The organism is Aquitalea sp. USM4 (assembly GCF_004328945.1).
Classification (GTDB): domain Bacteria; phylum Pseudomonadota; class Gammaproteobacteria; order Burkholderiales; family Chromobacteriaceae; genus Aquitalea; species Aquitalea pelogenes.
Genome location: NZ_CP029539.1, coordinates 950,786 through 971,190, shown reverse-complemented (window position 1 = coordinate 971,190; position 20,405 = coordinate 950,786). Strand labels below are relative to the sequence as shown.

Genomic DNA, 20,405 nt, shown 5'->3' with positions numbered 1-20,405 from the left:
GCGCCTTGTCAGGATGCCTTGCCTTCCTGTTTCTGCAGGCGCAGTAACAGGAGTTTGGCACAGGCCAGTACGACGAAGGTGATGAAAAACAGGATCAAGCCCAGCTCGATCAACGAAGCCATGTGGAATTCTCCGGTGGCTTCGGCAAATTCATTGGCCAGTGCGGAAGAAATCGACTGACCCGGCTCGAACAGACCGACGGCAAAGCGGGAGGAGTTACCGATGACGAAGGTCACTGCCATGGTTTCGCCCAGTGCACGGCCAAGGCCCAGCATGATGCCACCGACCACACCGGTCTTGGTGTAGGGCAGAACCACGTAACGCACGACTTCCCAGGTAGTGGAACCCAGGCCGTAGGCAGATTCCTTGAGCATGGTGGGCACCACTTCAAACACATCACGCATCACGGATGCGATGAACGGAATCACCATCACGGCCAGGATCAGGCCGGCAGTAAACACACCGATGCCCATCGGCGCACCCTGGAACAACAGACCGATCAACGGAATGTCACCCAGGTTGTCAATCAGCATAGGCTGGATATGGTCGGCAAACATCGGGGCAAACACAAACAGGCCCCACATACCGTAAATGATGGACGGAATGCCTGCCAGCAGCTCGACGGCAATACCCAGCGGACGCTTGAGTACATTCGGACACAGCTCGGTCAGGAATACCGCAATACCGAAGCTGACCGGCACGCCAATCAGCAAGGCAATGAAAGAGGTGGCCAGCGTGCCGAATACCGGCACCAGAGCACCGAATTTCTGTGCTACCGGATCCCAGTCGCTATCGGTCAGGAAACCCCAGCCAAACTTGCTTAGGCTGGGCATGGCACCAATGATCAGGGAGATCAGAATGCCTACCAGCAAGGCCAGTACCAGAAAGGCAAAGCAGCGCGTGGCTATTCTGAACAGATTGTCTAGCAGCAGTTGCCGCTGCATTTGCTGGTTATTGCTGAACTTTTCCATGAGGGATACTCGGTCGCGTCTCAGACAAAAAGCCGGGGTGGTAAGCCCCGGCCTTGCGGCTACAACTATCAGAAAGGTGCACATCAAGCACGCTCATTCGTTGTAGCCAGATTGTTATCAATTAAAGACCGGCTTACCGCTAGCGTCGGTAATCTGCTTCCAGCTGGTACGAATGACGGCTTTGACATTGTCAGGCATCGGGATGTAGTCCAGATCCAGAGCGGTCTTGTCGCCATTCTTGTAAGCCCAGTCGAAGAACTTCAGTACTTCGGTGCCCTGTGCCGGCTTGTCCTGTTTCTTGTGCATCAGGATGAAGGTTGCACCTGCGATCGGCCAGCTATCCTTGCCCGGTTGGTTGGTCAGCAGCAAGTAGAAGCCGGGAGCCTTTTTCCAGTCGGCATTGGCAGCTGCGGCACGGAAAGATTTATCGCTCGGGGCAACAAAATTGCCAGCATCGTTTTTCAGGTCGCCGTATGCCAGCTTGTTCTGCTTGGCGTAGGCATATTCAACGTAACCGATGGAGCCCTTGATACGGGTTACATAGTTGGCTACGCCTTCATTGCCCTTGCCACCCACGCCGGTCGGCCAGTTTACCGCAGTGTTGGAGCCAACCTTGCTGGCCCACTCGCTGGAAACCTTGGACAGGTAGTTAGTAAAGATAAAGGTGGTGCCGGAGCCGTCGGAGCGACGTACCACAGTGATCTTCTGATCCGGCAGCTTGACGCCAGGGTTCAGGCTGGCAATGGCCGGGTCATTCCATTTGGCTACTTTGCCCATGAAGATCTCGGACAGCAGCGGACCGGTGAACTTCACCTGACCTGCTGCGATGCCGGGTACATTGATTACGGGTACAACACCGCCCAGTACGGTCGGGAACTGGGTCAGGCCGGATTTTTCCAGTTCTTCGGGTTTCAGGGGCATGTCGGACGCGCCGAAATCAACAGTCTTGGACTGGATTTGCTTGATGCCGCCACCCGAGCCGATGGACTGGTAGTTCATATTGTTGCCACTGCCAGCCTTGTAGGCAGTGGCCCACTTAGCGTACAGGGGATAGGGGAAAGTAGCGCCGGCGCCGGTGATGTCGGCTGCCATGGCTGCACCAGCAACAAAGCCGGCGGACAAGGCCAGCGAAGCGACCAGACGTACAGACTGTTTCATGCTTGCTCCTGAGTATTAGGGTAAGGGCGTGCTAAGTGTTGAGGCGCATCCTATCCCTCCAAGTTTTCAGAAATATTACAAGTCGTCGAAAAGCCGTATGGGATGTTTTGACGCCACCGCGAGTGGGGATATAATCCGCAGCTCAAATACGGAGACAAGCGACATGGCAGGCAAGCTGATCATCGGCAACTGGAAGATGAATACCCGCGCGCAAAGCGCACAATCCCTGGTTGCGGCCTTGCTGGCCGATCCGGTCTGCAATCAGCCCTGGGTGGGTGTTGCTGCTCCTGCAGTCTATCTGGCAGCACTGGGCGCGCAGCTTGCTGGTCAGTCGCTGCAATTGTCGGCGCAGGATGTCAGCAGCTTTGCCGCTGACGGTGCTTTTACTGGGGAAGTGTCTGCCGACATGCTCCGTGACGTTGGCTGCCGCTATGCGCTGGTTGGACATTCCGAGCGCCGCCAGTATTTTGGCGAGGCCAATCCGGCCTTGCTCTCCAAGATGAACAACGCCATGGCTGCGGGCCTGGTGCCGGTGCTGTGTGTAGGTGAAACCCTGGGCGAACGCGAGTCCGGGCAGTACCTGGAGGTGATTTTCAGCCAGCTGGCCATCCTGTCCGAGGTGAACGACGGCGAGTACGTCATTGCTTATGAGCCCGTCTGGGCGATCGGCACCGGCAAGGTGGCATCGCTGGAGCAGATTGCGGAGATTCACACCGCAATCAAAACGTGGTGCTTGCAAAATGCCAAGCCCTCGGCTAATATTCGCGTCCTCTACGGCGGCAGTGTAAAGGCAGAGAATGCCGAGTCAATTCTGAAGACAGAAAATGTCGACGGAGCCCTTGTTGGTGGGGCATCTCTGGACGCCGGATCATTCAGGATGATTTGCCAGGCCGCAGGAAAATTGATATAGTATGGAACTTATTAAGACGCTTATTTGGGTTATAAACCTCCTTTCCGCAGTGACGATCATCGTCCTTGTCCTCATGCAGCATGGCAAGGGTGCGGATATGGGTGCAGCTTTCGGTAGCGGCGCTTCCGGTAGTCTGTTTGGTGCGTCTGGTTCTGCGAATTTCTTGAGTAGAACCACTGCAATTGCAGCGGTTGTATTCTTCTCCACGAGTCTCACCCTTGTTTATCTGTCGGGGGGCGGAAAAACAGATCTGGGTGTGATGGGTGGCAAAGTTGAGCAAGTTGCGCCGCAAATCCCGGTCGGGGCAACCACTGGCAAAGCTTCGGGTACTACATCAAAAATTCCGGAGTGACAGTAAAGTTATATAGTGCCGACATGGTGAAATTGGTAGACACGCTATCTTGAGGGGGTAGTGGCCGTAGGCTGTGTGAGTTCGAGTCTCACTGTCGGCACCACCATTCAAAAATAGGCCACCGGGATTCCGGTGGCCTATTTTATTTGGAGCCAAGGAGGGTAATTCCTCCTTTTTTTGGGGGTGTACGGGAAATGCTGCAAAATTATTTTCCCATTCTGTTGTTTGTCATCGTCGGTTTGTTGGTCGGCGTAGGTCCTATTGTCCTTGGCAAGGTCCTCGCACCCAATCGTCCCGACCCTGAGAAACTCTCTCCTTATGAGTGTGGATTCGAAGCCTTCGAAGACGCACGCATGAAGTTTGACGTTCGCTACTACCTCATCGCCATTCTGTTCATCCTGTTCGATCTGGAAATCGCATTTCTGTTTCCCTGGGCTGTGGTCCTGAAAGAACTTGGTGCCTATGGCTTTGGCGTAATGGTGGAGTTCCTGGCGGTGTTGACGCTGGGCTTCGTCTACATGTGGAAAAAGGGAGCGCTGGAATGGGAGTAGAAGGTATTCTGGAAAAAGGCTTCGTGACCACGACAGCCGACAAGCTCATCAACTACACCCGAACCGGTTCGCTGTGGCCCATGACCTTTGGCCTGGCATGCTGTGCGGTGGAAATGATGCATGCCGGTGCCGCACGTTATGACCTGGACCGTTTCGGCATCGTTTTCCGCCCCAGTCCCCGTCAGTCTGACCTGATGATCGTGGCTGGTACGTTGTGCAACAAGATGGCACCGGCGCTGCGCAAGGTATATGACCAGATGGCAGAGCCCCGCTGGGTCATCTCCATGGGTTCCTGTGCCAACGGTGGTGGTTACTACCACTATTCCTATTCTGTCGTCCGTGGCTGTGACCGCATTGTGCCGGTCGATGTCTATGTGCCGGGCTGTCCGCCGACTGCCGAAGCACTGCTGTATGGCATTATCCAGCTGCAGAACAAGATCAAACGCACCTCTACCATCGCCCGATAAGGTAAGCACTTATGGCCTCCAAGAAAATGGAAGCACTGGGATCGGTCGTCGAGCGTGTGCTGGGCGACAAGCTTGTTTCAAGCACGCTGGCCCTCGATGAACTGACCATCGTCTGCAAGGCGGCTGATCTGACCGACGTGGCCACCACGCTGCGTGATCATGCCGAACTTTCCTTCGAACAACTGATCGACCTGTGCGGTATGGACTACAGTGCCTACCGTGACGAGCCGTGGGATGGCCCGCGCTTTGCTGCCGTCTATCACCTGCTGTCACTCAAGCACAATGTCCGTATCCGTCTGCGCGTGTTTGCCGAAGATGACAGCTTCCCGCTGCTCGCCTCGGTCAACCCCATCTGGAATGCGGCCAACTGGTTCGAGCGTGAAGCGTTCGACCTGTACGGCATCGTGTTTGAAGGTCACCCCGACCTGCGTCGCATCCTGACCGACTATGGCTTTGTCGGCCATCCGTTCCGCAAGGATTTCCCGCTGTCCGGTCACGTTGAAATGCGTTACGACCCGACCCAGCAGCGCGTGATCTACCAGCCGGTCACCATCGAACCGCGCGAAATCACTCCGCGCATCATTCGTGAGGAGAACTACGGTGGCTGAGATCCGTAACTACACGCTGAACTTTGGTCCTCAGCACCCGGCAGCCCACGGCGTATTGCGCCTGGTGCTGGAGCTGGACGGCGAAGTGATCCAGCGTGCCGACCCGCACATTGGCCTGCTGCACCGCGGTACCGAGAAACTGGCTGAAAGCAAGACTTTCATCCAGTCCTTGCCGTATATGGACCGTCTCGACTACGTATCCATGATGTGCAACGAGCACGCCTACTGCCTGGCCATCGAAAAGCTGCTGCAAATCGAAGTGCCGCTGCGTGCGCAATACATCCGTGTGATGTTTGCTGAAATCACCCGTATCCTGAACCACCTGCTGTGGATTGGCGCTCACGCCATCGACATCGGCGCCATGACCATGTTCCTGTACGCTTTCCGTGAGCGTGAGGACCTGATGGACTGCTATGAAGCCGTGTCCGGTGCCCGTATGCATGCCGCCTACTTCCGCCCGGGTGGTGTATACCGTGATCTGCCGGACTCCATGCCGCAGTACACCGTATCCAAGATCAAGAACGCCAAGGAGCTGGCGCGCCTGAACGAAGGCCGCAAGGGCTCGATGCTGGACTTCATCGACGATTTCACCAAGCGTTTCCCGACTTACGTTGACGAATACGAAACCCTGCTGACTGATAACCGTATCTGGAAGCAGCGTACCGTGGACATCGGCGTGGTCAGCCCGGAACGTGCCAAGAACCTGGGTTTCTCCGGCCCGATGCTGCGTGGTTCCGGCATCGAGTGGGATCTGCGCAAGAAGCAGCCCTACGACGTATACGACCGTCTGGACTTCGATATTCCGGTGGGCAAGAAGGGTGACAGCTACGACCGTTACCTGGTCCGCGTGGAAGAAATGCGCCAGTCCAACCGCATCATCCAGCAATGTGTGGCATGGCTGCGTGACAATCCCGGCCCGGTCATCACCGACAACCATAAAGTGGCTCCGCCTTCCCGCGAAGGCATGAAGTCGAATATGGAAGACCTGATTCACCACTTCAAGCTGTTTACCGAAGGCATGCATGTGCCGGAAGGTGAAGCCTACGCGGCTGTAGAACATCCGAAGGGTGAGTTCGGTATCTATCTGGTATCCGACGGTGCCAACAAACCGTACCGACTGAAAATCCGTGCCCCGGGTTTTGCCCATCTGGCAGCCCTGAATGAAATGGCAACGGGTCACATGATTGCCGACGTGGTGGCCATCATCGGTACCCAGGATATCGTGTTTGGGGAGATTGACCGCTAATGCTATCCGCACAATCACTCGCCGCCATCGACCGCGAAGTCGCCAAGTATCCGGCTGACCAGGCTCGTTCGGCGGTCATGGGCGCGCTGCGCATTGCCCTGGTGGAGCGTCGGGAAACCGGCAAGACACCGGAAGAGCGCTGCCTGAATACCGAGGTGATCGAATTCGTTGCCAACTACCTGAATATCGCTCCGGTAGCTGCTTACGAAGTCGCCACCTTCTACAACATGTACGACATGAAGCCGGTGGGCAAGTACAAGATTACCGTTTGTACCAACCTGCCCTGTGCCCTGTCCGGTGGCGTGAATGCTGCCGAGTACATCTCCAAGAAGCTTGGCATCGCCATTGGCGAAACCAGTGCTGACGGCAAGTACACCTTGCTGGAAGGGGAGTGCATGGGTGCCTGCGGCGATGCGCCGGTCTTGCTGGTGAACAACCACAAGATGTGCAGCTTCATGACGCCCGAAGCAATCGACAAGAAACTGGCGGAGCTGAACTGATGGCAATCTTCGTCAATGGTGTGATTTTCGACGGCGTGGACACCTCTGCGCAGGACTGCTGGAAGCTGGAGGCCTACGTGGCCCGTGGCGGCTACCAGGCCCTGCGTCGCATCATCGAATCCAAGATGCCGCAAGAGGATGTGATCGCCGAAGTGAAAAATTCCGGTCTGCGCGGCCGTGGCGGTGCGGGCTTCCCCACCGGCCTGAAGTGGAGCTTCATGCCGCGCTCTTTCCCGGGCGACAAATACGTGGTGTGCAACACCGACGAGGGTGAACCGGGTACTTTCAAGGACCGCGATATCCTGCGTTTCAATCCTCATGCGCTGATCGAAGGCATGATCATCGCCGGCTACGCCATGGGTACCAAGGCTGGCTACAACTACATCCACGGTGAAATCTTCGAAGAGTATGAACTGTTCGAAGCAGCACTGGATGAAGCCCGTCAGGCTGGTTTCCTGGGCAAGAACATTCTCGGCAGCGACTTCAGCTTCGATCTGTTCGCCCACCATGGTTATGGTGCCTACATCTGCGGTGAAGAAACCGCGCTGCTCGAATCGCTGGAAGGCAAAAAAGGCCAGCCGCGCTTCAAGCCGCCGTTCCCGGCCAGCTTCGGCCTGTACGGCAAGCCGACCACCATCAACAACACCGAGTCCTTCGCTTCCGTGCCTTTCATCATTCGTGATGGTGCACAGAAGTTCCTGGAAGCGGGTAAGCCGAACAATGGCGGTACCAAGCTGTTCTCGGTATCCGGTCACGTGAACCGTCCGGGCAATTACGAGATTCCGCTGGGCACCCCGTTCTCGGTACTGCTGGAAATGGCAGGCGGCATGCGTGATGGCAAGAAGCTGAAGGCAGTGATTCCGGGTGGTTCGTCCGCTCCGGTATTGCCCGGCGACGTCATGATGCAATGCACGATGGACTACGACAGCATCTCCAAGGCCGGCTCCATGCTGGGTTCTGGCGCTGTCATCGTGATGAATGAAGATGTGTGCATGGTGAAGGCGCTGGAGCGTCTGGCCTACTTCTATCACGAAGAGTCCTGCGGCCAGTGTACGCCGTGCCGCGAAGGCACCGGCTGGCTGTACAAGGTGATCCATCGCATCGCCAACGGCGAAGGCCGTCCGGGTGATCTGGAGCTCCTGGATTCGGTAGGCAATAACATGGCCGGCCGTACCATCTGTGCACTGGCAGATGCTGCCGTGTTCCCGGTTCGCAGTTTCACCAAGCACTTCCGCAATGAGTTCGAATATCTGATCGAACACAAGAAGCCCTTGGTGGACCACAAATGGTGTTGAGCGATGCTTGAAATCGAAATCGACGGTAAAAAACTGACTGTCCCGCAAGGCAGTACCGTGATGGATGCCGCCCATTCCGTGGGTACGCACATCCCTCACTTCTGCTACCACAAGAAACTGTCCATCGCGGCTAACTGCCGCATGTGTCTGGTTGAAGTGGAAAAGGCACCCAAGCCGCTGCCAGCCTGCGCTACGCCGGTGACCGACGGCATGAAGGTGCATACCCATTCCGACCTGGCCAAGAAGGCACAAGCCGGCGTGATGGAATTCCTGCTGATCAACCACCCGCTGGATTGCCCGATCTGCGATCAGGGCGGCGAGTGCCAGCTGCAGGATCTGGCCGTGGGCTATGGCAACTCCACCTCGCGCTATCAGGAAGAAAAGCGCACTGTGGTGGCCAAGGACATGGGCCCGCTGGTATCGGCTGAGGAAATGGCGCGTTGCATTCACTGCACCCGCTGCGTGCGCTTCACCGAAGAAATCGGCGGTTTCCAGGAAATCGGCATGGCCAACCGTAGCGAATTCTCGGAAATCATGCCCTACCTGGGCAAGACCGTTAATTCGGAAATCTCCGGTAACGTCATCGACCTCTGCCCGGTTGGCGCGCTGACATCCAAGCCTTTCCGCTACACCACCCGTGCCTGGGAGCTGTCCCGTCGCAAGTCGGTCAGCCCGCACGATGGTCTGGGTTCCAACCTGATCGTTCAGGTGAAATCCAACGAAGTAATGCGTGTACTGCCGCTGGAAAATGAAGCCATCAACGAATGCTGGATTGCCGACCGCGACCGCTTCTCGTATGAGGGCCTGAATTCGGCCGAGCGTCTGCAAAAGCCGATGATCAAGTTTGACGGCAAGTGGCACGAAACCGACTGGGAAACCGCTCTGGCCTACGTGGTCAAGGGCCTGAACGGCGTATCCGCCGATCACGGCAAGGATGCCATCGGCTTCCTCACCAGCCCGCATTCCACCACCGAAGAACTGTATCTGGCACAAAAGCTGGCTCGCAGCTTTGGTGTGAACAACATCGACTACCGTCTGCGTCGTAGCGACTTCTCGGCCGATGCCGCCCAGCAAGGTGCGCAATGGCTGGGTTCCAGCATTGTCGAGCTGACTACTGCCAAGTCCATCCTGGTGGTGGGCAGCACCCAGCGCAAGGAACAGCCGCTGCTGGCTTCCCGCCTGCGTCAGGCGGTGAAGAAGGGCAGTGCGCTCAACGTCATCCACGTGACTGACGATGCGCTGCTGACCGCAGTCAATGCCAAGCTGATCGTATCGCCGCTGGCGCTGGTCAACGCACTGGCCCAGGTGCTGAAGGCTGTGGTTGAGCTCAAGTCTGCTCAAACCGCTGTTGATCTGGCTGCTGTTACTGTCGGTGCCGAGGCACAAGCCATTGCTGCCAGCCTGAGTGGTGCCGAATCGGCTGCCATCGTGCTGGGCAATGTGGCCCAACATCATCCTGCCTTCGCCCAACTGCTGAAGCTGGCACAGGAAATCTCCGCGCTGACCGGCGCACGTTTCGGCCTGCTGGCTGAAGCTGCCAACAGCACCGGTGCTGAACTGGTTGGTGCCTTGCCGCACCGCGCCGCCTTTGGTGCTGCGGCCACTGCAGGTCTGAACGCTGCTGCAATGATTGCCGCGCCGCGCAAGGCTTACTTCCTGCTCAACACCGAAGTCGAGTCCGACAGCTACAATCCGCAAGCTGCGGTAGCCGCCATGAAACAGGCTGCCACCGTGATTGCGCTGACCGCCTACAAGGGCGCAGGCCTGCTGGATTACGCTGACGTGCTGTTGCCGATCGCGCCGTTCTCCGAGACCGCCGGTTCCTTCGTCAACATGGAAGGCAAGCTGCAGTCCTTCAACGGCGTAGTACGTCCGCTGGGCGAAACCCGTCCGGCCTGGAAGGTCCTGCGTGTACTGGGCAATATGCTGGGCCTGACCGGCTTCGAGCAGAACAGTGCTGAAGAAGTCCGTGCCGAATTGCTGGCCATGGGTTCCATCGAATCCTCCCTCAGCAATGCACTGGGCGATGTGGCCATCAATGCAGCCGTGACCACCGGTCTGGTGCGCATTGGCGAAGTGCCGCTGTACCAGGCTGATGCCATCTGCCGCCGTGCGCCGTCCTTGCAGAAGACTGCTGATGCAGCTGCGCCGGTCGCCTCCGCGCACTCCAGCGTACTGGCCAGCCTGAATGTGGCGGCCGGTTCCCAGGCCGTGTTGCGTCAGGGCAGTGGCGAGCTGAAGGTGCTGGTTGAAGCCGACGACAGTCTGCCGGCTGATACGGTGCGCCTGGCAACAGCTCACCCGCTGACTGCTGGTCTGGGTGGCATGTTCGATTCCATCGCGCTTTCACAGGGGTAAAACATGGAGTTCTTGCAAAGCATTCTCGGTAATGAAGCGGGGCTCACGGTGTGGACCCTGCTGAAAATCATCGCCATCGTGGCACCGATGATGATTACCGTCGCTTATCTGACCTACGCCGAGCGCAAGGTCATTGGCTACATGCAGATCCGTATCGGCCCTAACCGGGTTGGTCCGCTGGGCTTGCTGCAGCCGCTGGCTGACGGCCTGAAGCTGCTGATGAAGGAAATCATCCTGCCGACGCAGTCCAGCAAGGGCTTGTTCCTGCTGGCTCCGGTGCTGGCCATCGGCCCGGCACTGGCGGCCTGGGCTGTGGTTCCCTTCAGCGATACGCTGGTTCTGGCCAACATCAACGCGTCCTTGCTGTACATCCTGGCGCTGTCCTCGATTGGTGTTTACGGCATCATCGTGGCCGGCTGGGCTGGTAACTCCAAGTACTCCTTCCTTGGTGCCATGCGCTCTGCCGCACAGATCGTTTCTTACGAACTGGCGATGGGCTTCGCACTGGTTGGCGTTCTGATGGTGTCCAGCAGCCTGAACCTGGTTGACATCGTCAAGCAGCAGGCACACGGCATGGCAGGTGGTTCGCTGTTCTCCTGGAACTGGCTGCCGCTGTTCCCGCTGTTCATCGTCTACCTGATCTCCGGTGTAGCCGAAACCAACCGTGCTCCGTTTGATGTGGCCGAAGGTGAATCCGAAATCGTGGCCGGTTTCCACGTGGAATACTCCGGCATGGCATTCGCCGTATTCTTCCTCGCCGAATACGCCAACATGATTCTGGTTTCCGCCCTGACTTCCATCCTGTTCCTGGGTGGCTGGCTGTCGCCCTTCCCGGCAAGCTGGGGCCTGCTGGGTGCTGGTGGCTTCTTCTGGCTGGCTGCGAAGATGGCGTTTGTGCTGTTCTGCTTCCTGTGGTTCCGCGCGACATTCCCGCGTTATCGCTACGACCAGATCATGCGTCTGGGCTGGAAGGTGTTCATTCCGGTTACCCTGGTGTGGATCCTGGTCCTGGGTATCTGGATGATGACCCCGCTGTCGCTGTGGAACTGAGGGGATAGGTAAAGAACATGGATACGATTCGCAACTTTTTCAAAACCTTCCTGCTGGTGGAACTGGTCAAAGGCCTGATGCTGACCGGGCGTTATTTCTTTGCCCGCAAGATCACCGTCCAGTTCCCGGAAGAGAAGACGCCGATCTCCCCGCGCTTCCGCGGCCTGCATGCGCAGCGTCGCTACGCCAACGGTGAAGAGCGTTGCATTGCCTGTAAGTTGTGCGAGGCGGTGTGCCCGGCAATGGCGATCTCGATCGAGTCGGAACAGCGTGAAGACGGCACCCGCCGTACTTCCCGTTACGACATCGACCTGACCAAGTGCATCTTCTGCGGTTTCTGCGAAGAGGCATGCCCGGTCGACGCCATCGTCGAAACGCACATCTTCGAATACCACGGTGAAAAACGTGGCGACCTCTACTACACCAAGCCGATGCTGTTGGCGGTGGGTGACAAGTACGAGGCCGAAATCGCTGCCAACAAGGCAGCCGATGCCAAGTACCGTTAAGGGGGCCTCATGAGCATGACTACGGTTATTTTCTACATCCTGTCCGCCATTCTGCTGTTTGCGGCGGTCCGGGTGGTCACTGCCAAGAACCCGGTACACGCCGTGCTGTATCTGGTACTGGCCTTCTTCACCAGCTCCGGACACTGGCTGCTGCTGCAGTCCGAGTTCCTGGCCATTACCCTGGTACTGGTTTATGTGGGCGCGGTGATGGTGCTGTTCCTGTTTGTGGTGATGATGCTGGACATCAATATCGAGCAATTGCGTGAGGGTTTCTGGCGCAATTTCCCGGTGGCGGCCACTGTCGGCCTCATCATGGCTTTCGAAATGGTACTGATCCTGACCAACCCGCACACCGGCCTGGCTGATTACAAAGCCGGTGCCGCGCTGGCTGCCGATGCCAGCAATGTGAAGGTACTGGGTCGTCAGCTGTATACCACCTACCTGCTGCCGTTCGAGCTGGCTGCGGTTGTGCTGCTGGTGGCCATGGTGGCTGCCATCGGTCTGACCCAGCGTAGCCGCAAGGATACCAAGGTGGTGGATGCCGGCGATCAGGTCAAGGTTCGCAGTCAGGACCGTGTACGCATCGTGAAGATGCAAGCCGAGAAAAACGTGGAAGCGGCCGATACTGCCGAGTCCGGTGAGCAACAGGCCTGACGGCCGAACAACATAAGGGAGGAAATGTGCTGACACTAACTCACTTCCTGGTGCTGGCCGCAATCCTGTTTGCCATCAGCGTGCTGGGGATTTTCCTGAACCGGAAGAACCTGATCGTGCTGTTGATGGCCATCGAACTGATGCTGCTGGCGGTGAATTTCAATTTCATTGCCTTCTCGCATTACCTGTCCGATACAGCAGGCCAGATTTTCGTGTTCTTCATCCTGACGGTAGCAGCGGCAGAATCCGCCATTGGCTTGGCCATTCTGGTGGTGCTGTTCCGCAATATGCGGACCATCAACGTTGAAGACCTGGGCAGCCTCAAGGGCTAAGGCAAACCGGTTACCAAACTACAAAGCACACAAGCATGGATATGAAAAGCTTATACCTGCTGATAGCGCTCTCACCTCTGGTGGGGTCCATCATTGCAGGCTTGTTTGGATGGGCAATCGGCCGCCGCGCTTCCCACGTCGTGACCATTCTCGGCGTGGCAGTCTCGGCAGCCCTGTCCTTCAAGGTACTTTATGCCTTCCTCACGGGGCAGGCTGAAGTTTTCAATGCGCCGGTCTACACCTGGCTGACGGTAGGGGGCTATGAGTTCTCCGTCGGCTTCCTGGTGGACTCGCTGACAGCAATGATGCTGGTCGTGGTGACCTTCGTGTCGCTGATGGTGCATATCTACACCATCGGCTACATGCAGGAAGACCCGGGCTATCAACGCTTCTTCAGCTACATCTCGCTGTTTACCTTCTCGATGCTGATGCTGGTGATGAGCAACAACTTCATCCAGCTGTTCTTCGGTTGGGAAGCAGTGGGCCTGGTGTCCTACCTGCTGATCGGCTTCTGGTTCAAGCGCCCGACCGCCATCTATGCCAACCTCAAGGCATTCCTGGTTAACCGCGTGGGTGACTTCGGTTTCCTGCTGGGTATCGGTCTGGTACTGGCCTACTTCGGTGGCTCGCTGAACTACAGCGATGTATTCGCTGCGGCTCCGGCACTGGCACACAAGACCATCCAGATCATCCCGGGTTGTGAGTGGTCGCTGCTGACCGTCACCTGCATCCTGCTGTTCATCGGCGCGATGGGTAAGTCGGCACAGTTCCCGCTGCACGTGTGGCTGCCGGATTCGATGGAAGGCCCGACCCCGATCTCCGCGCTGATTCACGCGGCGACCATGGTGACTGCCGGTATCTTCATGGTATCGCGCATGAGCCCGCTGTTTGAAATGTCGGATACCGCGCTGAACGTGGTGCTGGTGGCTGGTTCCATCACCGCCCTGTTCATGGGCTTCCTTGGCATCGTGCAGAACGACATCAAGCGTGTGGTGGCTTACTCCACGCTGTCGCAGCTGGGTTACATGACCGTTGCGCTGGGCGTTTCCGCCTACCCGGTGGCCATGTTCCACGTGATGACCCACGCATTCTTCAAGGCCTTGCTGTTCCTTGGCGCCGGTTCCGTCATCATGGGCATGCACCATGACCAGGACATGCGCAATATGGGTGGCCTGCGCAAGTACATGCCGATTACCTGGTTGACTTCGCTGCTGGGTTCGCTGGCGCTGATCGGTACTCCGTTCTTCTCCGGCTTCTACTCCAAGGACTCCATCATCGAAGCGGTACAGCTGTCGCATCTGCCGGCAGCCGGTTTTGCCTACTTCGCGGTGATTGCCGGTGTATTCGTGACTGCCTTCTACTCCTTCCGCATGTACTTCCTGGTCTTCCATGGCAAGGAACGCTGGATGGAGAAAAAGGACGACCATCATCATGGTCATGACGATCACGACCACCATCATGGCCTGGGTCCGAACGACAAGCCGCATGAGTCGCCGTGGGTAGTGACCCTGCCGCTGGTATTGCTGGCCATTCCGTCGGTGCTGGTGGGCTTCTTTGCCATCGAGCCGCTGCTGTACGGTTCCTTCTTCAAGGGCGTGATCACCATCAACAGTGAAGCACACCCGGCGCTGGAAGAACTGGCTCACGAATTCCACGGCTCTGTTGCCATGGGCGTTCACGCATTCACTTCGCTGCCCTTCCTGCTGGCCCTGGCCGGTGTGGTGACTGCCTGGTTCTTCTACATGAAGGCGCCGCAGATTCCGGCTGCCATCAAGCAGAAGTTCAGCTTCGTGAACCAGATTCTGGAAAACAAGTACTACCTGGACGAACTGTATTTCGCAGTGTTTGCCAAGGGCTCCCGTGCTCTGGGTACCTTCTTCTGGAAGGTGGGCGACATGCTGCTGATCGACGGCCTGGTGGTGAATGGTGCAGCCAAGCTGGTGGGAACCTTCTCCAGAGTGGTTCGCAAGCTGCAGACCGGCTTCATCTACAGTTATGCCACGACCATGATCATTGGCGTGCTGGCTCTGATGACGCTGTGGTTCTCGCAGATCATCCTGCGCTAAGGCCCAGACCTCTGGAATTGGAATAACTACTTAGGTTTTGACTATGTTCACAAATCAGTTAAGTCTGGTGATCTGGGCCCCGATCGTGGCCGGGTTGCTGGTACTGGCTACGGGAGGAGACCAACGGGCCACCTTGGCTCGCTGGGTCGCCGTAGCCGGTGCCCTGATCGGTTTTCTGTTGTCCCTGCCGCTGTTTACCGGCTTTGACAACCTGAACGGCGGCATGCAGTTCGAGGAAGTAAAGCCGTGGATTGCCTCCTTCGGCATCCAGTACCATCTGGGTGTTGACGGCATTTCCATGCTGTTTGTCATCCTCAACAGCTTCACCACCCTGATGGTGGTGCTGGCTGGCTGGGAAGTGATCAAGAAGCGCCAGTCGCAGTACATGGCCGCTTTCCTGATCATGTCCGGTCTGATCAACGGTGCCTTTGCCGCGCTGGATGCCATCCTGTTCTATGTCTTCTTTGAAGGCATGCTGATCCCGATGTACCTGATCATCGGTGTCTGGGGTGGTCCGCGTCGTGTGTATGCATCCTTCAAGTTCTTCCTGTATACCCTGCTCGGTTCGCTGCTGATGCTGGTTGCCTTGATCTACCTGTACTTCCAGGCTGGCAAGACTTTCGACATCCAGGCCTTCCAGGCAATTGCCAAGATTCCGCTGCACGTACAGATCCTGCTGTTCATCGCCTTCTTCCTGTCCTTCGCCGTGAAGGTGCCGATGTGGCCGGTGCACACTTGGTTGCCGGATGCCCACGTGGAAGCGCCGACTGGTGGTTCCATGGTGCTGGCAGCCATCACCCTGAAGATTGGTGCTTACGGCTTCCTGCGGTTTGCCCTGCCCATCCTGCCGGATGCCGCACGTGAACTGTCGTGGATCATGGTTGCCCTGTCGCTGGTGGCCGTGGTGTACATCGGTCTGGTGGCGCTGGTGCAAACCGACATGAAGAAACTGGTGGCTTACTCTTCCATTTCCCACATGGGTTTTGTCACCCTGGGCATGTTCATGTTCACCGGTTCGCATCTGAACCAGTGGGCGGTTGAAGGCGCGCTGGTACAGATGGTGTCGCACGGTTTCGTTTCCGCCGGCATGTTCTTCTGTATCGGTGTGATGTACGACCGCGTGCACAGCCGCAACATCGCCGACTACGGTGGTGTGGCCAACAAGATGCCGATCTTTGCTGCCTTCATGATGCTGTTTGCCATGGCCAACTCCGGTCTGCCGGCGACTTCCGGTTTTGCCGGTGAGTTCATGGTGATCATGGGTGCGGTACAGGTGAACTTCTGGTACGCCGCGCTGGCCGCAACCACCCTGATCTTCGGTGCTGCTTACACACTGTGGATGTACAAGCGGGTGATCTTTGGCGAGGTGAGCAATCACCATGTCGAAGAAATGGCTGACGTGAACAAACGCGAGTTCCTGGTGCTGGTCGTTCTGGCCATTGCGGTGCTGGGCATGGGTCTGTATCCGCAAGGCTTCGTCGAGAAGATGCACCTGTCGGTAAATGACCTGATTGCGCATGTTGCGCAGACCAAGCTCTAAGCTAAGGCCATAAGGAAAACATAATGAATTGGGCTGATCTGAACCTGATGCCTGCATTGCCCGAACTGTTCATGTCCGGGGCAATTCTGGTCATCCTCATGCTCGATGCCTTTATTTCGGACGCAAAGCGCGGCATGCATTACGGCCTCGCCTTGCTGACGTTGGCAGTCTGTGCCGTGTTGCAGGTGCAAACCTATCCGGTGGTGCCGGTACATACCTTCTCTGGCATGTTTGTCAGCGATGCACTGTCCAGTCTGGTAAAACTGGCAATGTACGGCAGTACCGCCATCGTGCTGGTATACAGCCGTCAGTACATTGCTGACCGCGGCCTGCTGCGCGGCGAGTTCTTCTCCCTGGCACTGTTCGCTCTGCTGGGCATGAACTTCATGGTATCTGCTTCCAGCTTCGTGTCGCTGTACATGGGTCTGGAACTGCTGTCGCTGTCGCTGTATTCGCTGATTGCGCTGCAACGCGACTCGGTGAAAGCAACCGAGTCGGCCATGAAGTACTTCGTGCTTGGTGCACTGGCTTCCGGTCTGCTGTTGTACGGTATTTCCATGATTTACGGTGCCACTGGCACGCTGGATCTGGCGCTGGTTGCCAAGGCAATCAAGGCCCATACCGCCAACGACATGCTGCTGGTATTTGGCCTTGTGTTCATCGTGGCTGGTTTGTGCTTCAAGCTGGGTGCCGTTCCCTTCCACATGTGGGTACCGGACGTTTACCAAGGCTCGGCAACAGCCGTTACCCTGATGGTGGGTGCAGCGCCGAAGCTGGCTGCGTTTGTATTTGTACTGCGTATCCTGGTACAAGGCCTGGAAGCCATGGTCGCCGACTGGCAGGCCATGCTGGCCCTGGTGGCTGTGCTGTCGATGGCAATCGGTAACATCACTGCCATTGCACAAACCAACATCAAGCGCATGTTGGCTTACTCCACCATCTCCCATATGGGCTTCCTGCTGCTGGGCCTGTTGGCTGGAACCCCGGATGGTTACGCCGCTGCCCTGTTCTACGCCCTGATCTACGTGCTGATGTCCATGGTCAGCTTCGGTATCCTGCTGGGTCTGTCCCGTGCCGGTTTCGAATGCGAAACCCTGGACGATCTGAAGGGCCTGAACAGCCGCAACAGCTGGTATGCACTGCTGATGCTGCTGACCATGTTCTCCATGGCCGGTGTTCCGCCGCTGGCAGGTTTCTATGCCAAATTCGCCGTGATCAAGGCCATTGCAGATATCCATCTGTACTGGCTGGCCGTGGTATCCGTGATGATGTCGCTGATTGGTGCCTTCTACTACTTGCGTGTAGTGAAGAACATCTACTTCGACGAAGCACAGGATACTTCCGCCATCGTGATGCGTGCCGACATGAAGCTGGTGCTGTCGCTGAATGCCATTGCGCTGCTGGTACTGGGCGTAGTGCCGGAACGTGTAATCGTGCTGTGCATGCAAGCGATGAAGCAATCGCTGGCAGCCATCTAAGCGAGAGCCCTGTACATGCAAGCCAGTGTTGCTACCTTGCTGATCGTCGCCTTCATGGCGGCAAACCTGCCGTTCCTGACCTCGCGTCTGGCTGGTGTGCTGCCGGTTGCCAACAAGCATTTCGGTTGGCGTTTACTGGAAATGGCCGTGCTGTTTCTGCTGGTCGGCCTGTTTGCCCGTTTTCTCGAGGCCAAGCAGATGCCGGTCCAACAGCAGCACTGGCAGTTCTATGTCACGACGGTTGCCTTGTTTGTGGTGTTTGCGTTTCCCGGTTTCGTCTACCAGATGTTCTGGAAAAAGCGCAGTCACTAGGCAGTTCAGCTTGCAAAGAAAACCCGGCCCCGGCCGGGTTTTTTCATGGCCTGTCATTGCCTGTTCGGGACAAAGGATTGCTTGCAGGTAGCGACTGGGTTTGCAGTCGCCGGGCATGGCAGTGCAGGGTAGTAGGGGAGGGCAGACGCGCCAGGTTGGAGGATTAAAGACCCTATAAAGAAGGATTGATCCTTATCTGCGGGCTTTCCAATTGCGACAGACAAAAAAAACCGGCACGGGGCCGGGTTTTTTGTTGAAGGCATGGCATTCAATAAATGCGCTGTTCACCTTCTGGACGGCTTTTGAAGCGTTTGTGCAGCCAGAAGTACTGGTCGGGTATCTCGCGGATCCGCTCTTCCAGGAAGGCATTCATGCGCCGGGTATCAGCTACTACATCATCGGTCGGGTAGTTTTCCCATGCCGGATAAAATTCCAGCTCGAAGCGATTGCCAACACGGCGCGCGATTAAGGGAACCACGTGCGCCTTGGCCAGTTTGCTGATGCGTGACAGTCCGGTAATTGTCGCGGCGTCCTTCTCGAAGAATTTCACGAACACCGAGTCGCGCGCGCCGAAGTCCTGGTCAGGCAGGTAGAGGAAGGGCGTGTGTTCTTTGCGCATGGCCTTGATGATGGAACGCAGGCCTTCATTACGCGGCACGATATAGCAATTGTTGTAGCGCTGACGGCCAGCGTAGATCTGGGCATCCAGCGTGTCGTTCTTTTGCTGCGAGTAAACGCTCACCAGTGGCAGTACCTGGTTCAGCGCGAAAACACACATTTCGAAGCCGACAAAGTGCGGGTAAAACAGGATCACATCCTCACCCTTGGCGCGCAGCTCCTCCACGATATGCAGATTCTTGATGCTGACCAGCTTGCGGATACGATCGGCAGAGCTCCACCAGGCGACGCCGTATTCCAGCGCCAGGCGGATCATGTAGCCGAAGTTGGACTTGATCAGGCGTTTTCGTTCAGCCTCACTCATATCAGGGAAGCAAATGCGCAGATTGGTGAGGCCCACCTTGCGACGGTCTGCCGCCAGGTGATAAGCCACCAAGCCAATTCCATCCGCCAGCAAACCAATCGCCCACATGGGCAGCAGGCGAATCAGCCATAACAGGGCAAAAACAATCTTCATGGGTTTCCTTGCTGATGGTCCGGCGGAGTAACGCCCGCAGGACATTTGTAACGGTTGTAGCTCCACAGGTACTGGCTGGGTAAGCGGCGGATCATGTCCTCAACGGTCCGGTTGAGCAGCGCACAATCGGCATCCTTGTCACCACTGAATGGTTGGGACATGGCTTCGATATGCACGACGAAGCCCTCGCCACGTGGCAGGCGCTCGCCAACAAAAAACAGCACTTCCACCCCGCTCACCTGCGCGAGGCGTGGCACCAGGCTCATGGTGTAAGCCGGTTTGCCAAAAAAAGGTGCCCATACCCCTTCCCCGTTGCCGGGAACCTGATCGGGCAGAATGATGGTAGCTTCGCCTGATTTCAAAGCCTTCATCAGAATGCGCACACCGGCACCGGTTGCCGGCGCGGTCTTGCCCTTGCCACGGGCACGTCCTGCCTGCATTACCGGTTCCAGCCAGGTCAGTTTTGGCGGCCGGTACATGGCAGTCAACGGAAAGGGCAGGCGCGAGCTGATGTAACGGCCGGCAATGTCATAACTGCCAAGGTGCGGGGTGACAAAAACGATACCATGGCCGGCTTGCAAGGCGCGCTCAACATGCTCCCAGCCATGACAGGCTTTCACCAGTGCGGCAATGTCTTCCGGCTCCCGGCACCAGGCTATTGACAATTCCAGTGCACCTTTACCGGTTTCCAGTGCGGATTGTTTGACTAGTCCTTGTAAAACCTGATAATTTTCACAGATTTTACTCGACGCCAGATTACTTCTCATCCGCTCTGCATAGCGGGGGGATGAAAGGTAAGTAAGCCGCCCCAGAATGGCGCCGAGACATTGCAGCCACGACAGCGGCAAACGCGCCAGCAAGGACAACACGAGTTGGACCAGCTTGGACATGGTTTAGTCAGTGGTGATCGTAAAGC

At 57.1% G+C, this 20,405-nt stretch carries 21 protein-coding genes and 1 tRNA gene; 18 read left to right on the top strand and 4 right to left on the bottom strand.

Annotated features, from left to right (window positions below):
* Positions 1-8 precede the first annotated feature (8 nt).
* Positions 9-971: a phosphate ABC transporter permease subunit PstC gene (pstC, locus tag DKK66_RS04575; protein WP_045847655.1), complete on the bottom strand. Its 963-nt coding sequence runs from the start codon at positions 969-971 to the stop codon at positions 9-11.
* A 117-nt stretch (positions 972-1,088) separates the two neighbouring features.
* Complete coding sequence (gene pstS, locus DKK66_RS04570) at positions 1,089-2,129, bottom strand: phosphate ABC transporter substrate-binding protein PstS (RefSeq protein WP_131355866.1); 1,041 nt, start codon at positions 2,127-2,129, stop codon at positions 1,089-1,091.
* Between the two features lie 163 nt (positions 2,130-2,292).
* On the opposite strand from pstS, the gene tpiA reads away from it, so the two are divergent.
* The 18 genes from tpiA to DKK66_RS04480 all read left to right on the top strand — a co-directional run bounded on the left by tpiA (position 2,293) and on the right by DKK66_RS04480 (position 18,354).
* Positions 2,293-3,039 carry a triose-phosphate isomerase gene (tpiA, locus tag DKK66_RS04565; RefSeq protein ID WP_131355863.1) on the top strand — a complete coding sequence of 249 codons (747 nt, stop codon included), beginning with the start codon at positions 2,293-2,295 and terminating at the stop codon, positions 3,037-3,039.
* 1 nt (position 3,040) lies between these two features.
* Positions 3,041-3,391: a preprotein translocase subunit SecG gene (secG, locus tag DKK66_RS04560; RefSeq protein WP_045847653.1), complete on the top strand. Its 351-nt coding sequence runs from the start codon at positions 3,041-3,043 to the stop codon at positions 3,389-3,391.
* 17 nt (positions 3,392-3,408) lie between these two features.
* A tRNA-Leu gene (locus DKK66_RS04555) sits at positions 3,409-3,494 on the top strand.
* 91 nt (positions 3,495-3,585) lie between these two features.
* Complete coding sequence (locus DKK66_RS04550; RefSeq protein ID WP_045847652.1) at positions 3,586-3,942, top strand: NADH-quinone oxidoreductase subunit A; 357 nt, start codon at positions 3,586-3,588, stop codon at positions 3,940-3,942.
* The gene (locus DKK66_RS04545) at positions 3,933-4,409 is read left to right on the top strand and encodes an NADH-quinone oxidoreductase subunit B family protein (RefSeq protein ID WP_045847651.1); all 477 of its coding nucleotides are present in this window, start codon (positions 3,933-3,935) and stop codon (positions 4,407-4,409) included. The genes DKK66_RS04550 and DKK66_RS04545 overlap by 10 nt, the downstream gene beginning before the upstream one ends.
* Positions 4,410-4,420: 11 nt before the next feature.
* A complete protein-coding gene (locus DKK66_RS04540) occupies positions 4,421-5,017 on the top strand; it encodes an NADH-quinone oxidoreductase subunit C (RefSeq protein WP_062786415.1) in 597 nt (198 codons plus the stop codon).
* Positions 5,010-6,263, top strand: a complete 1,254-nt coding sequence (locus DKK66_RS04535; protein ID WP_045847649.1) for an NADH-quinone oxidoreductase subunit D — start codon at positions 5,010-5,012, stop codon at positions 6,261-6,263. The genes DKK66_RS04540 and DKK66_RS04535 overlap by 8 nt, the downstream gene beginning before the upstream one ends.
* Positions 6,263-6,763: an NADH-quinone oxidoreductase subunit NuoE gene (gene nuoE, locus DKK66_RS04530; RefSeq protein ID WP_045847648.1), complete on the top strand. Its 501-nt coding sequence runs from the start codon at positions 6,263-6,265 to the stop codon at positions 6,761-6,763. Before DKK66_RS04535 ends, nuoE begins: the two co-directional genes overlap by 1 nt.
* Positions 6,763-8,058 (top strand): NADH-quinone oxidoreductase subunit NuoF, encoded by a 1,296-nt coding sequence (nuoF, locus tag DKK66_RS04525; RefSeq protein ID WP_045847647.1) that lies wholly within the window; start codon positions 6,763-6,765, stop codon positions 8,056-8,058. Before nuoE ends, nuoF begins: the two co-directional genes overlap by 1 nt.
* A 3-nt stretch (positions 8,059-8,061) precedes the next feature.
* On the top strand, positions 8,062-10,416 hold the full coding sequence (nuoG, locus tag DKK66_RS04520) for an NADH-quinone oxidoreductase subunit NuoG (RefSeq protein ID WP_131355859.1): 2,355 nt from the start codon (positions 8,062-8,064) through the stop codon (positions 10,414-10,416).
* 3 nt (positions 10,417-10,419) lie between these two features.
* The gene (gene nuoH, locus DKK66_RS04515) at positions 10,420-11,466 is read left to right on the top strand and encodes an NADH-quinone oxidoreductase subunit NuoH (protein WP_045847645.1); all 1,047 of its coding nucleotides are present in this window, start codon (positions 10,420-10,422) and stop codon (positions 11,464-11,466) included.
* Between the two features lie 26 nt (positions 11,467-11,492).
* Positions 11,493-11,972, top strand: a complete 480-nt coding sequence (gene nuoI, locus DKK66_RS04510) for an NADH-quinone oxidoreductase subunit NuoI (protein WP_197077215.1) — start codon at positions 11,493-11,495, stop codon at positions 11,970-11,972.
* A 9-nt stretch (positions 11,973-11,981) separates the two neighbouring features.
* Entirely contained in the window at positions 11,982-12,626 is a 645-nt protein-coding gene (locus tag DKK66_RS04505; RefSeq protein WP_045847643.1) for an NADH-quinone oxidoreductase subunit J, read from the top strand.
* A 26-nt stretch (positions 12,627-12,652) separates the two neighbouring features.
* On the top strand, positions 12,653-12,958 hold the full coding sequence (gene nuoK / locus DKK66_RS04500) for an NADH-quinone oxidoreductase subunit NuoK (protein WP_045847642.1): 306 nt from the start codon (positions 12,653-12,655) through the stop codon (positions 12,956-12,958).
* Positions 12,959-12,993: 35 nt separating this feature from the next.
* Positions 12,994-15,024, top strand: a complete 2,031-nt coding sequence (gene nuoL / locus DKK66_RS04495) for an NADH-quinone oxidoreductase subunit L (RefSeq protein ID WP_045847641.1) — start codon at positions 12,994-12,996, stop codon at positions 15,022-15,024.
* Positions 15,025-15,067: 43 nt separating this feature from the next.
* Positions 15,068-16,564: an NADH-quinone oxidoreductase subunit M gene (locus DKK66_RS04490; protein ID WP_045847640.1), complete on the top strand. Its 1,497-nt coding sequence runs from the start codon at positions 15,068-15,070 to the stop codon at positions 16,562-16,564.
* A gap of 23 nt (positions 16,565-16,587) precedes the next feature.
* Positions 16,588-18,042 carry an NADH-quinone oxidoreductase subunit NuoN gene (gene nuoN / locus DKK66_RS04485; RefSeq protein ID WP_045847639.1) on the top strand — a complete coding sequence of 485 codons (1,455 nt, stop codon included), beginning with the start codon at positions 16,588-16,590 and terminating at the stop codon, positions 18,040-18,042.
* Between the two features lie 15 nt (positions 18,043-18,057).
* A complete protein-coding gene (locus DKK66_RS04480; RefSeq protein WP_131355857.1) occupies positions 18,058-18,354 on the top strand; it encodes a DUF2818 family protein in 297 nt (98 codons plus the stop codon).
* 268 nt (positions 18,355-18,622) lie between these two features.
* On the opposite strand, the gene DKK66_RS04475 is transcribed toward DKK66_RS04480, so the two are convergent.
* Both DKK66_RS04475 and DKK66_RS04470 read right to left on the bottom strand, forming a co-directional pair.
* A complete protein-coding gene (locus DKK66_RS04475; RefSeq protein ID WP_131355853.1) occupies positions 18,623-19,489 on the bottom strand; it encodes a lipid A biosynthesis lauroyl acyltransferase in 867 nt (288 codons plus the stop codon).
* Complete coding sequence (locus DKK66_RS04470; protein ID WP_131355850.1) at positions 19,486-20,379, bottom strand: lysophospholipid acyltransferase family protein; 894 nt, start codon at positions 20,377-20,379, stop codon at positions 19,486-19,488. The genes DKK66_RS04475 and DKK66_RS04470 overlap by 4 nt, the downstream gene beginning before the upstream one ends.
* Positions 20,380-20,405 lie beyond the last annotated feature (26 nt).

Coding starts and splice junctions, on each gene's coding strand:
- DKK66_RS04480 (WP_131355857.1), top strand. CDS start 18,058: ATGCAAGCCAGTGTTGCTACCTTGCTGATCGTCGCCTTCATGGCGGCA.
- nuoE (WP_045847648.1), top strand. CDS start 6,263: ATGCTATCCGCACAATCACTCGCCGCCATCGACCGCGAAGTCGCCAAG.
- nuoN (WP_045847639.1), top strand. CDS start 16,588: ATGAATTGGGCTGATCTGAACCTGATGCCTGCATTGCCCGAACTGTTC.
- nuoL (WP_045847641.1), top strand. CDS start 12,994: ATGGATATGAAAAGCTTATACCTGCTGATAGCGCTCTCACCTCTGGTG.
- DKK66_RS04490 (WP_045847640.1), top strand. CDS start 15,068: ATGTTCACAAATCAGTTAAGTCTGGTGATCTGGGCCCCGATCGTGGCC.
- nuoH (WP_045847645.1), top strand. CDS start 10,420: ATGGAGTTCTTGCAAAGCATTCTCGGTAATGAAGCGGGGCTCACGGTG.
- DKK66_RS04545 (WP_045847651.1), top strand. CDS start 3,933: ATGGGAGTAGAAGGTATTCTGGAAAAAGGCTTCGTGACCACGACAGCC.
- DKK66_RS04505 (WP_045847643.1), top strand. CDS start 11,982: ATGAGCATGACTACGGTTATTTTCTACATCCTGTCCGCCATTCTGCTG.
- DKK66_RS04475 (WP_131355853.1), bottom strand. CDS start 19,489: ATGAAGATTGTTTTTGCCCTGTTATGGCTGATTCGCCTGCTGCCCATG.
- DKK66_RS04550 (WP_045847652.1), top strand. CDS start 3,586: ATGCTGCAAAATTATTTTCCCATTCTGTTGTTTGTCATCGTCGGTTTG.
- pstC (WP_045847655.1), bottom strand. CDS start 971: ATGGAAAAGTTCAGCAATAACCAGCAAATGCAGCGGCAACTGCTGCTA.
- secG (WP_045847653.1), top strand. CDS start 3,041: ATGGAACTTATTAAGACGCTTATTTGGGTTATAAACCTCCTTTCCGCA.
- pstS (WP_131355866.1), bottom strand. CDS start 2,129: ATGAAACAGTCTGTACGTCTGGTCGCTTCGCTGGCCTTGTCCGCCGGC.
- DKK66_RS04540 (WP_062786415.1), top strand. CDS start 4,421: ATGGCCTCCAAGAAAATGGAAGCACTGGGATCGGTCGTCGAGCGTGTG.
- nuoG (WP_131355859.1), top strand. CDS start 8,062: ATGCTTGAAATCGAAATCGACGGTAAAAAACTGACTGTCCCGCAAGGC.
- tpiA (WP_131355863.1), top strand. CDS start 2,293: ATGGCAGGCAAGCTGATCATCGGCAACTGGAAGATGAATACCCGCGCG.
- DKK66_RS04470 (WP_131355850.1), bottom strand. CDS start 20,379: ATGTCCAAGCTGGTCCAACTCGTGTTGTCCTTGCTGGCGCGTTTGCCG.
- nuoF (WP_045847647.1), top strand. CDS start 6,763: ATGGCAATCTTCGTCAATGGTGTGATTTTCGACGGCGTGGACACCTCT.